The sequence below is a fragment of the Pseudomonadota bacterium genome (assembly GCA_016719885.1).
Classification (GTDB): Bacteria; Pseudomonadota; Gammaproteobacteria.
Genome location: JADJYF010000009.1, coordinates 1 through 13,994, shown reverse-complemented (window position 1 = coordinate 13,994; position 13,994 = coordinate 1). Strand labels below are relative to the sequence as shown.

13 protein-coding genes and 2 pseudogenes are annotated in these 13,994 nt (G+C 67.4%); 10 read left to right on the top strand and 5 right to left on the bottom strand.

Features of this window, described 5'->3' with window-relative positions:
* Positions 1 to 170, top strand: a 170-nt coding sequence (locus tag IPM80_10875; protein ID MBK8958912.1) for an SDR family oxidoreductase, incomplete at its 5' end; no start/stop codon positions are given.
* Positions 167 to 1,500, top strand: a pseudogene (locus tag IPM80_10870) (GTPase). The gene IPM80_10875 and the pseudogene IPM80_10870, both read left to right, overlap by 4 nt.
* Before the next feature lie 4 nt (positions 1,501 to 1,504).
* Here the strand turns inward: IPM80_10870 and IPM80_10865 are convergent.
* Positions 1,505 to 2,439, bottom strand: a pseudogene (locus IPM80_10865) (carbamate kinase).
* A gap of 123 nt (positions 2,440 to 2,562) precedes the next feature.
* On the opposite strand from IPM80_10865, the gene wecB reads away from it, so the two are divergent.
* The 8 genes from wecB to IPM80_10825 all read left to right on the top strand — a co-directional run bounded on the left by wecB (position 2,563) and on the right by IPM80_10825 (position 11,131).
* Complete coding sequence (gene wecB / locus IPM80_10860; GenBank protein ID MBK8958911.1) at positions 2,563 to 3,675, top strand: UDP-N-acetylglucosamine 2-epimerase (non-hydrolyzing); 1,113 nt, start codon at positions 2,563 to 2,565, stop codon at positions 3,673 to 3,675.
* A gap of 360 nt (positions 3,676 to 4,035) precedes the next feature.
* Complete coding sequence (gene yaiO, locus IPM80_10855; GenBank protein MBK8958910.1) at positions 4,036 to 4,641, top strand: YaiO family outer membrane beta-barrel protein; 606 nt, start codon at positions 4,036 to 4,038, stop codon at positions 4,639 to 4,641.
* 465 nt (positions 4,642 to 5,106) lie between these two features.
* Positions 5,107 to 5,466, top strand: coding sequence for a hypothetical protein (locus tag IPM80_10850; GenBank protein ID MBK8958909.1), 360 nt, complete (start codon positions 5,107 to 5,109; stop codon positions 5,464 to 5,466).
* A gap of 1 nt (position 5,467) precedes the next feature.
* A complete protein-coding gene (locus IPM80_10845; GenBank protein ID MBK8958908.1) occupies positions 5,468 to 6,754 on the top strand; it encodes a glycosyltransferase family 2 protein in 1,287 nt (428 codons plus the stop codon).
* Positions 6,751 to 7,857 (top strand): polymer-forming cytoskeletal protein, encoded by a 1,107-nt coding sequence (locus IPM80_10840; protein MBK8958907.1) that lies wholly within the window; start codon positions 6,751 to 6,753, stop codon positions 7,855 to 7,857. The genes IPM80_10845 and IPM80_10840 overlap by 4 nt, the downstream gene beginning before the upstream one ends.
* 72 nt (positions 7,858 to 7,929) lie before the next feature.
* The gene (locus IPM80_10835; GenBank protein ID MBK8958906.1) at positions 7,930 to 9,486 is read left to right on the top strand and encodes a hypothetical protein; all 1,557 of its coding nucleotides are present in this window, start codon (positions 7,930 to 7,932) and stop codon (positions 9,484 to 9,486) included.
* Between the two features lie 421 nt (positions 9,487 to 9,907).
* A complete protein-coding gene (locus IPM80_10830) occupies positions 9,908 to 10,057 on the top strand; it encodes a hypothetical protein (GenBank protein ID MBK8958905.1) in 150 nt (49 codons plus the stop codon).
* An 81-nt stretch (positions 10,058 to 10,138) separates the two neighbouring features.
* Complete coding sequence (locus IPM80_10825; protein ID MBK8958904.1) at positions 10,139 to 11,131, top strand: hypothetical protein; 993 nt, start codon at positions 10,139 to 10,141, stop codon at positions 11,129 to 11,131.
* A 280-nt stretch (positions 11,132 to 11,411) separates the two neighbouring features.
* Here the strand turns inward: IPM80_10825 and IPM80_10820 are convergent, their stop codons facing one another.
* The 4 genes from IPM80_10820 to IPM80_10805 form a co-directional block, all read right to left on the bottom strand.
* Positions 11,412 to 12,194 carry a hypothetical protein gene (locus IPM80_10820; protein ID MBK8958903.1) on the bottom strand — a complete coding sequence of 261 codons (783 nt, stop codon included), beginning with the start codon at positions 12,192 to 12,194 and terminating at the stop codon, positions 11,412 to 11,414.
* On the bottom strand, positions 12,191 to 12,496 hold the full coding sequence (locus IPM80_10815; GenBank protein MBK8958902.1) for a hypothetical protein: 306 nt from the start codon (positions 12,494 to 12,496) through the stop codon (positions 12,191 to 12,193). Before IPM80_10815 ends, IPM80_10820 begins: the two co-directional genes overlap by 4 nt.
* Positions 12,497 to 12,680: 184 nt before the next feature.
* The gene (locus IPM80_10810) at positions 12,681 to 13,385 is read right to left on the bottom strand and encodes a hypothetical protein (GenBank protein ID MBK8958901.1); all 705 of its coding nucleotides are present in this window, start codon (positions 13,383 to 13,385) and stop codon (positions 12,681 to 12,683) included.
* Between the two features lie 221 nt (positions 13,386 to 13,606).
* The coding region (locus IPM80_10805) for a hypothetical protein (GenBank protein ID MBK8958900.1) at positions 13,607 to 13,994 on the bottom strand (388 nt) is incomplete at its 5' end.

The following is a 13,994-nucleotide window of genomic DNA, read 5'->3' as shown; positions in this document are numbered from 1 at the left end:
CGCTAAGCTCATCGAACAGCGCAATGCCAGCGCGCCGCTCGGCCGCCAGATGGGCTCGGCCTGGGACGGTGGCGAACGCGCGGGCCCTGTTCCTCGCTTCCGACGAGGCGCGCTTCATCACCGGCGTGTGCCTGCCGGTCGACGGCGGGCAGTCGGTGATGATCGGATGAGCCGTCGCCGGGTCGTGATCCTGGGCGCTGCCGGGCGCGACTTTCATAACTTCAACACCGTCTACCGCGACGATCCGCACTACGAAGTGCTGAGCTTCACCGCCGCGCAGATCCCCGGATATCGCCGCGCGTCGCTACCTGGCCGAGCTGGCTGGCGCGTTTATCTGCACGGCATTCGCATCGTCGAGGAAACGCAATTGGGCGCGCTGCTGGCCGGCGCGGCGGTCGATGAAGTGGTGTTTGCCTTACAGCGACGTCAAGCATGTCGAGGTCATGCACCGCGCTTCGCTAGCCTTGGCGGGCGGCGCCGATTTCACCTTGCTGGGGCCGCGACGCACCATGCTGGCGGCGCGCGTACCGGTGATCGCGGTGTCGGCGGTGCGCACCGGCTGCGGCAAGTCGCAGACCAGCCGCGCGCTGGCGACTTGGTTGCGCGGGCATGGCCTGCGCGTGGTGGTGTTGCGCCATCCCATGCCCTATGGCGATCTCGCGCGGCAGGCGGTGCATCGCTTCGCGACGCCCGATCTCGATGTGCCGCGCGGTGCACGGTCGAGGAACGGGAGGAGTACGAACCGCACCTCGCCAGCGGCAGCGTGGTGTGTGCCGGCGTCGACTACGCCGGCGATCCTCGCGCGCGCGCAGGATGAAGCCGACGTCCTGTTGTGGGACGGTGGCAACAACGACTTTCCGTTCGTGCGGCCCGATCTGCACATCGTGTTGGTCGATGCTCTGCGGCCCGGCGACGAGTGCGCCTATCACCCCGGCGAAAGCGTGTTGCGCATGGCCGATATCGTGATCGCGGCCAAGTGCGACCAGGCCAGCAGCGAGGCGGTGGGCCAGGTGCTGGCCGCGGCCGTCGCCGTCAATCCGCGCGCCAGGTGTTTGCGCGGCGCTTCACCGCTGCGCCTCGACGACGCCGCGCGGGTGCGCGGCAAGCGTGTGCTGGTGGTGGACGACGGTCCGACCCTGACCCATGGCGGCATGGCCTACGGCGCGGGGCTGGTGGCGGCACGCGAGGCGGCGCCGCGGCCATCGTCGATCCGCGCGCAGGCGCCACGCCGGCGATGGCGGCCGTGTTCGAACGCTATCCGCATCTCGATACCGTGTTGCCGGCGCTCGCTGGCGGCGCGCGGCAGCTGGCCGAGCTGGCGGCGACCATCAATGCCAGCGATGCCGAACTGGTGGTGGCCGCCACGCCCTGCGACCTGGCGGCGCTGGCGCCGATCACTAGCCGGTGCTGCGCGTGCGTTACGACTACGCGGATCTCGATGCGCCGGGTCTGCGCGGCGAGGTGGAGCAATTCCTGCGCGAGCGCGGGCTCACGCGCTGAGACCTCACCACCAACTCGCGGGGTGGCGGCCGGCAATGATGCGCGTGCCGGCGCGACCGGCGAGTATCGCTTCCGCGTCTTCGAGGCGGCCTATTGCCGCCACGCCGTCGCCGGCCTCGACAAACTCGCAGGCCGCCGCCACCTTGGGCGCCATGCTGCCGGCGGCGAACACCTGGCTCGCGAGTTCGCTGCTGCCGATGCTGCGCAACGCGCGTTGATGGTCGCTGGCCCAGTCGCTGCAGCGCATCGACATCGGTCAACAGCAGCAGCGCGCTGGCCCCGAGTTGGCGCGCGAGCAGGGCGCTGGCCGCATCCTTGTCGATCACCGCTTCAACGCCATCGAGTCGCCCGTCCGCATCGCGGACCACCGGAATACCGCCGCCGCCCGCGCAGATCACCACCGTGTCGGTGGCCAGCAGCTGGGCAATGATGCGCAGTTCAACCACGCTCCGCGGCCGCGGCGAGGCCACCGCGCGGCGCCAGCCCTTGCCGTCCCGCAGCAGTTGCCAGCCGCGCGCCGCGGCGATGGCGTGCGCTTCGTCGTCGGCGTAGACCGCGCCTATCGGTTTGCCCGGCCGAGCGAACGCGGGGTCGTCGGCCGCCACTTCGATCTGCGTGATGAGCGTGACGCAGGCGCCCGCGCGGCAGTTGATTGGCCAGCTCCTGCTGGATGAGGCCGAGCATGCCTTCGGTCTCGGCATCGAGCACGTCGAGCGGGTAGCGACCGGCATGGGTGTCGCCCTCGCGTTCCAGCGCCAGCAGGCCGACCTGCGGGCCATTGCCATGGGTCACCAGCAGTTGCCGGCCGGCGGCCAGCGGCGCCAGCGCACGCGCCGCGAGGCGCGCATTGGCGCGCGAGTGGCGGCGTCGGCGGTTTCCGCCACGACGCAACAGGGCATTGCCGCCGAGCGCCGCGACCAGCAGCGGCGTGCGCTCCACTCATTCTCGTCCCCGCTTGGTGATGGACACGATGTTTACTGTAACCCGCGGTGCTCGCCTTGCCGCGGCCGCGGGCGGCTCTTACAGTGCCGCGGTGGGGACTCGATCAGTATTGTCATCGTCATGACGCGTGTCGTCGCCGTGCTGGGCACGCGCCCCGAGGCCATCAAGTTCGCACCGGTGCTGGCGGCGTTCGCGGCGCAGCAGGCGCTGCGTTGCGAAACCATCGTCACCGGTCAGCAGGCCGACCTGTTACGCGACCAGCTCGCGGCGCTGGACATCACGGTGCACCACCGTCTCGAAGTCATGCAGCCCGGGCAGGGCGTCGATGCGCTGCTCGCCACCACCGCGCGGCTGCTCACGCCGCTCATCGCGCGCCTCGCGCCGCGCGCGGTGCTGGTGCAGGGCGACACCACCACCGCGCTGGCGGCCGCGCTGGTGGCGGCGTCGCTGCGCATCCCGGTCGTGCACATCGAGGCGGGGCTGCGCAGCTTCAATCTCCACAGTCCCTACCCGGAGGAGGCCAACCGCCTGCTCATCACACACGCCAGCACCCTGCATTGCGCGGCCACTGCCGACAATGTCGTCAATCTCGTCAATGAAGGCATCGCGCCGGAAGCCATCGTGCTGTGCGGCAACCCCATCGTCGACGCCCTGGCGCATGCCTTGCCGACGGCGCGGCCGGGCGCGATGTTGGCGGCGCTGCTGGCGCGCCATGCCGGACGTCGCGTGCTGTGCCTGACGCTGCACCGGCGCGAGAACCTTGGCGCGCGCCTGGCGGGCTACGTGCGCGCGGTGCGCGACTACGTGGCTGCCCACCAGGACACCGTGCTGGTGGCGCCGCTGCACCCCAATCCCGAGGTCGCGCCGGTGCTGCACGCCATGCTCGACGGGCAGCCGCGGGTCGAACTCATCGCGCCGCTCGGCTACCAGGAGTTCCTGGCGCTGCTCGCCGCCAGCAGCCTGGTGCTGTCGGATTCCGGCGGCGTGCAGGAGGAGGTCGCCGCGATCGGCGTGCCCTTGCTGGTGTTGCGCGATTGCACGGAACGCGCCGAGATCCTCGCCACCGGGCTGGCGCGCCTGGCGCCCGATCCGGCCGCGCTGGTGGCGATGCTGGCCGACGGCGCGCCGTGGCCGGTGCGGCAGGCGCTGTCCCATAACCCCTTCGGTGACGGCCAGAGCGGGCCGCGCATCGTGCGCGCCGTGGCGCGCATGCTCGCCGCGCGCGACTACTGAACTCGACCGGCGCCGCGCGCAGCCGGGTCGCCGGCGCAGGCTCCTTACTCCCGCTCCCGTGCCCATGCTCATGGACTTCCGGGGTATATCCGCCAAGAAAAATTAATAAGTCGCGATAGGTCTATGAATCCTATAACATATCCACGGATTTTTACTTGCGCGAGCAACGGAGCATCGAATGTTCGAGCCGAGCAGCCGCCGGCGCCGACCGCTTCGTGTCCTGCGAGCCGCCGTGGTGGCGTGCGCGGGATCCGTCGCGCTCGCGGGCCAGGCCGCGGAGGGAGTCGGGGGCGAACTGGAAGCGGGCGGCATTTATTACAACGTGAATGACGGCTTTGCTGACACGCGCGCGGCGCCTACCTGCGTGGCCGCCTGGACACGGGCGCCAGCGACCAGTGGCGCGCCGAGGCCAACGAGCTGTCGCGCTTCGGCGATGAGGGCTTCTACGGCGCGCTCGGCAATGTCCACCAGTTCGGTCCCGACTGGTTTACTTCGGTCAACATCGGTTCGAGTTCGGGCGGCTTCTACTGGCCGCGCCTGCGCACCGACGTCAGCGTCAGCCGGCGCTGGCTGCCGGGACGCAATCTCGTCACCACGCTCGGCGTCACCTACTTCGATGCCAAGGACATCCATACCGATACCGGCTTCAAGGCCGAAGCGGTGTGGTACAGCGCCTCGAAGTGGATAGTGCAGGCCGGCAGCACCTACAACATCAGTCACCCCGGCGCGGTCGGCTCGGCCTCGGGCTACGTGGCGCTGTCCCATGCCGAGAATGGCAAGCGCATCGTCACGGCGCGCCTGGGCGGCGGTGAACAGGCTTACCAGCCGTTCGCCGACAACCGCTTCAACGTCGGCATCAGTTTTGGCGAGCTGCGCGTGAGCTGCAAACAGTGGCTGGGCAAGCGCTGGGTATCAACGTGTCCGCCGACAGCTATGTCAGCAGCACCTACGACCAGCATGGCGTAGAGCTTGGTCTGTTCCAGGAATTCCTGAACATGGCGCGCGCCCGGTACGCCGTGGGCTTGCTGAGCGGCTGCGCTACCAGAGCCATTCGGGGCGCGTGATACGTCGCCATCGCGCCCTGGATCGCCTCGAGTTCCGGCGCGCGAGCCTGCTCCATCCGCTGCTGCTGGTCGGTGGCAGCCACCGCGCTGTGGCTGGGCGCCGATTACATCACCGCCTTCTGGCGCTGGGAGTTCGCGTTCTGGCTGCCGCGCCTCGATCTGCCCGCCGCGCTCGATACCCAGACCCGCGTGCTGTTCGGACCGCTGGCCTACAGCGTTTCGTTTCCGGCCTTAAGCGGCAGCGCGCCCGACATCGACACCCTGCGCGCCAGCGTCGCGGCCTGCGCCTTGATCATGCTGGTGGCGTTTCTCACCATGCGTGGTCGCATGCTGCCCATCGGCTATCTCTTTGTGGGGCGCGCGCCTCGTGCAGTTCCTGACCTCGGCGCTGTTCTGGCTGGCGCCCGCGCCGTTCGCCTACAGCCTCGCCAGCCATGTCGCCAACGGCCTCGAATACGCGCTGGTGCTGGTGCTGTTCGTGCCCTTGCTGCTGTCGTTCTCCTATTACGTGTTCGAATACTCGCTGCCGAAGAAAATCGCCGGCACGCTGTTGATCATCGCCGGCATCGTGCTGGTCACGCCCTTTCAGTACCTCGTCCACATGTGCTCCCTCATCGAGGCCGGCTCGCTGTTGCTGCTGCCGCTGTTGTACGTGTTGTTCGGGCTGTTGTTCGATATCGGCGTGTTCATCGCGCTGTACGCGTGGGTGGTGAGCTGGGAGTCATGACATGAGCGGCCTTGTCCCTCATGCCGTGGTACTCGCGCTGAAGTGCGCCGTGTATTTCGTGCTGGTGCTGATGATCGTCTACACCCTGCGCCACGTGCTGTTCACCATGAACCGCCTGTTCGGCCGTCAGCGTCATCCCTATCTCGACATCGATACCGCCGACTGGCCGTTCGTGACGGTGGTGGTGCCGGCCCACAACGAAAGCGCGGTGATCGCCCACGCCCTCGACGCCCTGGCGGATGTCGACTACCCCACTGAGCGTTACGAAGTGGTGGCGGTCGACGATCGCTCCAGCGACGACACCTGGGCGGTGATGAGCGCGGCATGTGAACGGCATCCCGAGGTGTTGCGCATCCTGCGCCGCAGCGAGGGCATGCCGGGCAAGGCGGCGGTGCTGAAGGAAGTGTCGGAAGCGCTGGATTCCGATGTGCTCATCGTGTTCGACGCCGACTACGTGCCGGGACGTGGCCTCATCAAGCAGATTGCCGCGCCGTTCTTCGATGCCGAGGTGGGCGCGGTGATGGGACGCGTGGTGCCGCACAACACATCGAGCAACCTGCTCACGCGCCTGCTCGACCTGGAACGCGCCGGTGGCTACCAGGTCGACCAGCAGGCGCGCATGAATCTCGGCCTGCTGCCGCAATACGGCGGATCGGTGGGCGGCGTGCGGCTGTCGGCGCTGCGCGCGGTCGGCGGTTGGCGCGTGGATGTCTATGCCGAGGACACCGATCTCACCTATCGGCTGATGCTGGCCGGCTTCAAGACCGTCTACGAGAATCGCTGCGAGTGCTACGAAGAAGTGCCGGAAGTGTGGCAGGAGCGCAATCGTCAGATCATGCGCTGGGCCAAGGGCCACAACCAGGTCGCGCTGCGTCACCTCGGCCGCACGCTGCGCGCGCCGGGCATGGGCTTATTCGAACGCCTGGACGCGGTGCTGCTGCTCGGCGTGTACATGTTGGCGCCGCTGCTGCTGCTGGGCTTTGTTTCCGCGTTTGCCTTGTTCCTGCTCGGTGAGCCGGTGCTGCGCGGCGGCGTGCTGGTGGTGTTCGGCCTGGTGTCGTTCAGTGCGCTCGGCAATTACGCGGCGTTCTTCGAGATCGCGGCAGCGCTGCATCTCGATGGCTCGCGCAAACGCCTGCGCCTGTTGCCACTCAATTTCCTCAACTTCCTGGTCAGTCTCATCAACATCACGCGTGCCTGCGCCTCGCTGTTGTTCGACGACACGCTCAGGCGGCGCGAACTGCGCTGGGACAAGACCGCGCGCTATCGCGTCAACGGCCATTCGTGATGATGTGGCATGCGCTGTTCTGGGTGCTGGCGCTCTTGGTGTGCACGGCGCCGTTCATGCCGGCGCTGCGCGAATGGCTCAACGGCAGCGACGCGGCGCCGCTGGTGGTGGTGCGCGAGCAGGACACCAACATCCGTCATTTCGCCGCTTCGTTCTTCGACCAGATCCAGAATTTCTTCGAGCGCGAAGGCATCGACCCTTTGTCGCCGCCGCCCGATTACGAGGGCGAGTTCCGCCCTGGCCAGCGCTTCCTGCTGCTCGGGCCGGACAGTCGGCCGCAGTGGTCGGACGAGATCCGGCGCACGCGCCTGGTCGACACGCTCCTGATCGGCTGCGGCGACCTGATGGTGGAAGGTGGCTATGTCTACGAGCAGGAGATCTATTGCGGCGGCCAGCTCTACGGTGGCGCCAACGCCACGTTTCGCGCCGTCTATGCCGGCACCGACCTGGTGCTGGGCCAGAACTGCACGGTGGCGCGCTGGCTGCACTCCCAGGGCCATGTGCACATCGGCCGTGATTGCACGGTGTATGGCCGCATCTCCAGCACGTCCTCCATCACGCTCGCGCCCGGCACGCGTTTCCAGCGCTTGAATGCCGAGGTGGTGCGCTTCGCCTCGGACGCCGCGGTGGCGGGCGGCCTGAACATGCAGCGACCGCCGCCGATCCCGTGGACCCTGCCGAAAACCGTGCGCCACCTGGACGAGCACACGGTGGCGGTGGCCTCGGATCTCAAGCTCTACACGGCAACCCGCGTCGACAGCCACCTGGTTGCCGAAGGGCGCCTCGAGGTCGGCACGAGCTCGGAACTGAACGGCAATATCAAGGCTCGCACCGCCCTGGTGCTGGGCGCCGGATGCGTGGTGCGCGGCGCCCTGGTGTGTCCCGGCCCCATCACCATCGGCCCCGGTTGCCTGGTGAAAGGGCCGGTGGTGTCGGAGTCCACCATCTCGATCGCGGCCGGCAGCGTGATCGGCACGCCGGGACTCGCGACCACGGTCACAGCTCCGCGCATTCGCGTGGAGTCGGGGTGCCAGGTGTCCGGTACCCTATGGGCGACGGCCGAAGGCGTGGTCGACGCGCCGGCGCGGCGCGGCGCCGTGTAAATTCTTGTTGCAGCTCACGGATGACACAATTGTTAGAGAGACGGGTGACCTGCCATGGCGATAATTACAGACATGAAAAGCTCACGATACACGCGTCGCGGCCAGGGACTGGCGGCTTTGGCCCTGGTCTCCATTGCGCCCATGGCGCTGGCCGACAGTCTCACCTGGAGCGCCGCTGACGGCGCCTGGGAAAACGGCGCCAACTGGTCGGGCGCCGCCGTGCCCGGCGCCGACGATTTCGTCGCCATCGATTACACCGGCAGCGTCACGTCCTCGGCCACCGGCAACATCGCCGAGGAAGTGTCGAACCACAGCGCCCTCGGCATAGGCGCGGGCAATCTCACGGTGGTCGGCACGCTCGCCAGTTTCGGCGCGGTGAGCGTCGACGGCGGCGCCCTGCTCGATGCCGGGCGCATCATCATCGAAAGCGGCGGCGCGCTGCACGCGGCCGATCTCGGCACCACGGTGCAGGTGGTGCAGGGCATCTTCAATCACGGTGACTGGCGCATGAGCGGTGGCGCCATCGCCAGCGCCGAAAGCTTCGACAACTTCGACACCCTGCGCTTCGAAAGCGGCGGTAAGGCCGCCGCCAACAGCATGATCAACCACGCCGGCGCGACGGCCACCGTGACCGGCGCCGGCAGCATGCTCGCCATTCACGGCAATCTCACCAATGACGGCAGCCTCGAGGTCAAGACCGCGGCGCAGCTCGAGACCCACAGCATCGACAACAAGGCCTCGCTGCTGGTCGAGCAGGGGCAGGTGCAGACCGACAGCCAGATCAATGACGGCAGCCTCGAAGTCACGGGCATCAACGCCGAGTACATCGCGCAGGACGTGGTGACCAATCGCGGCAGCGTGAAAGTGCTGGCCGGCGCGAGCGCCAACATCGACACGGTGGACAACCATGCGTCGTTCATCGTCGATGGCGCGCATCTCGATGCGGCGAACTTCAACAACGATACCGACGGCGCGCTGTCCTTGAGCAACGGCGCGACGGTGAGCCTCGGTGAAGTGCTGAGCGCCAGCCGCTTCGGCATCAGCATCGACGGCGTGCAGGCGCACTTCGATACCGTCAAGTTCCAGCAACTGCTCGGCGCCACTTCCATCAACGGCGGCACGCTCGGCGCCAGCGACGCGTTCGGTGTGCAGATCGCCGGCGGCGAGTTGCGCGGTCACGGCAGCATAGACGGCCGCCTGGTCGTCACCGCCGACGGTCTGCTGACACCGGGTGACGCGCTGGATGCCAGCGGCGAGTTCGATGTCGCCGCGGGCCTCGCGCTGTTGGGCGGCAGCTTCGCCGTCGACCTGGGCGGCACGGCGCGTGGCGAGCACGATGTCCTCGATGTGCACGGCGATGCGACCCTCGGCGGCACGCTGAGCGTATCGCTGCTGGCGGGATACCTGCCGGTGCTGGGGGACGCCTTCGACGTCATCCTCGCCGACAGCATCAGCGGCGCGTTCGGCAACATCCTGCTGCCGACGCTCGGCAATGGCCTCAAGTTCACCACCCTGAACGGTGGCACCTTTTTCCGTGTACAGGTCGCGGCGGTGCCGCTGCCGGCGCCGGCGCTGCTGCTCGGCGGCGCATTGGCGGTACTGGGGGGGCTCTCCCGCCGCCGCCCGTAGGTGCGAATTCATTCGCACATTTGACGGCGCCGCGATGCCGCAGAGCCCCGCTGCGATGACGCGAATGAATTCCGCACCTACGGGTGCGGAGACTAGGTCCCTGCGTAACCCCGCTTCGTGTGTTTCTCGCTTGAACCTTCCCCTGCGGTTACTCTCATTGGGCGACGTTACTCGTCATGGGAGCAATGGCACATGCTCTCGATTGCCCTCGATCTGCTCATCAAGAACGGCACGGTGGTCGATGGCGGGGTGGAGGCGCGCGCGCGTTACCGGGCCGACGTCGGTGTAACAGCTGGACGGCCGGATCGTCAGCATCGGCAAGAGCGACGACAGCGCCAAACGCGTGATCGATGCCGCCGGACCTGCGTGGTCGCGCCGGGCTTCATCGATCCCCACACCTGCATGGTAGCGACGCGCAGATGTGCTGGGACTAACGCCGCTACGCCTGTCGCCGGCACGGCGTGACCAGCGTGGTGATGGGCAATTGCGGGTCGGCATCGCCCCGGTGGTCGACCTGAAGCGCGAGATCGCGATGCGCGATCTGTCAAACGTCGAGGCGATCCTCCTTTGAAGTGCTGGAGCGCGGCATCACCTGGGATTTCGAAACCTTCCCGAATTCTGGCCGCTCGCCGCGCGTCGCCGGCCTGGCGGAATGAATTTCTCGCGTTTCGCGCCACTGACGCCGTTCCGTCATTACGTGATGGGCGATGCTCGATGGAGCGCGCCGCCACCGGCGATGAAACCGGCGCGCATCGCCGCCTTGCTCGGCGAAGCGATGGACGCCGGCGCGTTCGGTTTTTCCAGCACCGTGCTCAAACAGCACATGGGCTATGGCGGCCGACCGCTCGCCTGTCGCAATGCCAGTCACGCCGAATACCGCGCCTACGGCGAGGTGCTGAAGGCGCGCGGTCGCGGCGCGGTGGAAGTGGCCCTGACGCGCCAGATAGCGGTGCTCGAAGATGATGGCTATGAACTGCTCGACGTGCTGCTGGAGGCCAGTGGTCGGCCGGTGACCTTCATCGCCATGTTCGATCGCGACGACATCCCCGAAGCGGTGCGCGACACCCTCGCCAAGGTAGCGCCGCTGATTGCGCGCGGCGCACGGCCGCAGACCTCGCCCTTGCCGCTGACCCGCGAATTGAACATGCGTAATCCGTTCGTGTTCGCGCCGTTCCCGTCGTGGCGCGCCTTGTTCGTCGACCAATCCAAGCCCGCGCAGCGCGCCGTGTATGCCGATCCGGCCTTCCGCGCGCAGTTCCGCGAAGATCTCAAGCGGCCGCAAACTTTCCGCAACTGGACGCGGGTGCGCGTGCACGAAGTGCGCAAGCCCGAACTCAAGGGTTACGAAGGCAAGACCATCGACGAGATTGCGAAGGCCGAGGGCAAGGACCCGGTCGATGCCTTCCTCGATCTCACGCTGGCCGACGATCTGGACAACGAGTTCATCCTTTCGACCTTCAACCATCGCGTCGATCGCATGAAGGAGATCCTCGCCAACCGTGACATGTTGCTCGGTCTCTGCCTGGCGGCGCCAAGCGCATCGGTCGCCGTGCGCGGCATCCTGCATACCATCGTCAATGGTGAAATGCTGTACGAGAACGGCGCGGTGACCGACGCGCGGGCGGGGCAGGTGTTGCGATCATGACTGCCGGTGCGAATCTAATCGCACCTGAAAGAGGGCGCGCCACCGAGGTGGGTCATCCCTGACCCTCGGCATCGACACATCCTGCGAACGATGCCGACAGGCGCGGCGGGCGCTACGAGCAGGGCTCGTCTACCCGCCGCGCCAAGTTCAGGCGCCGGGGGCGCGGTGCGCGCGGCGGCGCGCCAACAGCAGCAGCGCCGGGCCCAGCAGCCACGCCTAGGCAGGCACCGGCACCGGTGTGCTGACCAGCGCGAAGGGCGAGAAACCGTCACCGTCAAGGTCACGGTGTTGGCTTCGGTGTCGAGCGTCTGGTGGCGTTTCCCACCCGCCATTGGTGAAGTGCACGATCGACAACAGGTTTCGCCGGGCGCGAGCACGCTGTCGTCATAACGGATGGTGATGGCCGCGCCGTGCCGTCGCCGGCGATGGTGTGAATGTCGAACAATTGCGCGAAGCCGTCGCCGGCCAGCTTGAGGCCGCCGAGTTCCGGGAACGCGCCGCTTGCAATCAGCGACGCGACCGCGTCGGCGCTGAACAGTCCGTTGTCATCGGCGCCCTCCAGCGGCCGACCGAATACGAACTGGTCGGTCGAATACCACACGTTGTAGCCGATGAAGTCGCCGCCCAGCAGCGCGGGCGTGAAGAAGCCGCGGGTGTTGTCCTCGGTGTAGTGGCCGGAATACAGCCACAGGCCGACCTGCGTCCAGTCGTCGGGCACCAGGTGATTGTCGACCACCAGGTTGAGATAGTCGGCGGCGCCCTGGGCAAAGCTGCCAAGCGCGGCGAACTGGTCGGCGCTGGCGTGACGCAGCCCGCTGCTCTCGTCGTTCAACAGGTAGCCGCCGATGGCGGCGAAGTCGACCTCGGTGTGGCTGCCTTGCCAGGCGCTGTTGCTGCCGGTGTAAACGAAGTCGGCCGTGTAGTCGATGTTCATGCGCCCGTCGAAACTTGCCGACAGTTCGCGCACCGCGCCGACATTGCTGATCTGAAACGAAGAGAAATTGCTGCGCACATCGTTGGCCGACAGCGAGAAGCCACGCACGTCGACGCGCTGCCCGCTCACTCTGAAGTTGTCCTGCGGGTGGCGCTGCCGCTCATGTAACTCGCCACCGGCGCCTGGCCGAAGGGCAGGTTGAACTGCACGGCGGTGGACAGCGCGCCGTGCGGATTGGCGAACGCGGGCGGCAGACCGAAGTCCGCGAGCTGTGAATCGCTGGCGTCGGCGCGGATGTAACCGTCGAGGAAATTGCCGCCGTGACCGATGGCCGCTGCGACATCGACGGTGTGGTAGGTGATGAGCGCGTGGGCAGACGGCGTGCCTGCCGCCAGGACCAGCGCGAGGGCGAGGGGCAATTGACGGTTCATGGCGTACTTCCTGATGTATCGGTGATGATGGAGCGCTCGCGCAGCGACTGTGCACGGCGCCGTGACGGGATCATTCCAGGCGCCGCGCGCCCGCCGCAGCTCCCAATTGCGGTTCATCGCCTGTCCCGCTCCCAGGTACCACCCGGCGGGCCACCGTCGCGCAAGGGCGGCAACGCGCTGCGAATCAAAGCCACCAGTTCGCCCTGCTTATGCACGCCGAGTTTTTCGTAGATTCTTTCAGCGGAAAACGCGCGCTCATAGTAACGCCGGCGCAGGCCGCGGCCGTGTGCACCGAGTCGCCATCGGCGAGGCCGACCGCAATGCGCGATTCGGCCGGTGTGAAGCCGAACATCGCGCGCACGCGCGTTTCGTGGGCGTGGGCGGGCCTGGCATCGAGGTCGGTGATATACAGCGTGGCGGCGGCACCGGTGCGATGACGCAGGGCCATGGCGGCGGTCTCGACAATGACCCCATAGGCGCCGCGCGCGGCACCTCGCACCAGCATCGGGCCACCGCGCGGCTGGTGGTGGGCAAGCGCGCCGTACAACAGCGTGCAGCGACGCGATTCGCAGGCCCGTGTCGCGGTCACGCGCCTCTGCACGAGTTTGAGGACATGACCGTGCTGCAAGATGGCCTGCGCTGCGCCGTTGCAGAGCACCAGCTTGCCGGCGCCGTCGACCACCACCACGCCACAGGCCAGGCGCTCGAGCGCATCGCCACAGATCTCGCCACGCGGGTCTGGCTCCGGCCGACGCGGCGACCCACCGTCGCCACGTCCGACATGGGGCACGGCCGCCATGAGACCCGTCGCATCCGCGACCGCCGGCAATGCGCTCGTGGTCTCGTGGCATTCCGCGTACGGACCCGACAGTGCTTGATGTCGATCCATCCCTTCCTCCTCGCACGCGCTGGCGTGTTGGGTCAACGCGCGCGTTACGGCGCGCCGTCGACGTTCCCTGGTACGTCGAGGAACAGGCTAGGCCTCAAGGAAAGGTGCTGAAATGACAAAACCCACAGTCGTGGCTTGTCTGGCTGACGGCTGGATACCTGCACGCATGGCGGGTGCGCCACCGTCCGCAGCGGGACGGCGGCGCGTGGCCCAGGCGGGCTTCAGGAAAAGCTGTCGGAAAACAGGCTGTCGGCCCAGGTGAACATGTCCTGGTAGTTATCCTGGTTGACTTGCCCTGCAGGCGCTTTCAGTCTAATCGACGCGGTGCATGCCCTTGCCCTGACCGCGCCGGCGGTGCCGCAGATGTCGCCATACAGAAAGTTGGCTGACAACCACGAGGCGCTGCGCGCGGTGATCGGACTGTAGCAGGCCGAACTGGTCGCGACGTTGCGGTCCGGTGCTTCGCCATTCAGGGCACGCACGATCGCGTCGGCACAGACCTTGGCCTCGGAGTTGGCCATGTGTCCCGATTTAGGCACGGCCTTGCCGTCGCTGGCCGGCACCGCGCTGGCATCGCCGATGACATGCATATCGTTGGGGTAGCCGGCA

Bases quoted from the DNA above. Each gene is read 5' to 3' on its own strand.
- IPM80_10815 (MBK8958902.1), bottom strand. From the start codon at position 12,496: ATGAACCGTCAATTGCCCCTCGCCCTCGCGCTGGTCCTGGCGGCAGGC.
- IPM80_10810 (MBK8958901.1), bottom strand. From the start codon at position 13,385: ATGGATCGACATCAAGCACTGTCGGGTCCGTACGCGGAATGCCACGAG.
- IPM80_10845 (MBK8958908.1), top strand. From the start codon at position 5,468: ATGAGCGGCCTTGTCCCTCATGCCGTGGTACTCGCGCTGAAGTGCGCC.
- IPM80_10825 (MBK8958904.1), top strand. From the start codon at position 10,139: ATGAATTTCTCGCGTTTCGCGCCACTGACGCCGTTCCGTCATTACGTG.
- IPM80_10835 (MBK8958906.1), top strand. From the start codon at position 7,930: ATGAAAAGCTCACGATACACGCGTCGCGGCCAGGGACTGGCGGCTTTG.
- wecB (MBK8958911.1), top strand. From the start codon at position 2,563: ATGACGCGTGTCGTCGCCGTGCTGGGCACGCGCCCCGAGGCCATCAAG.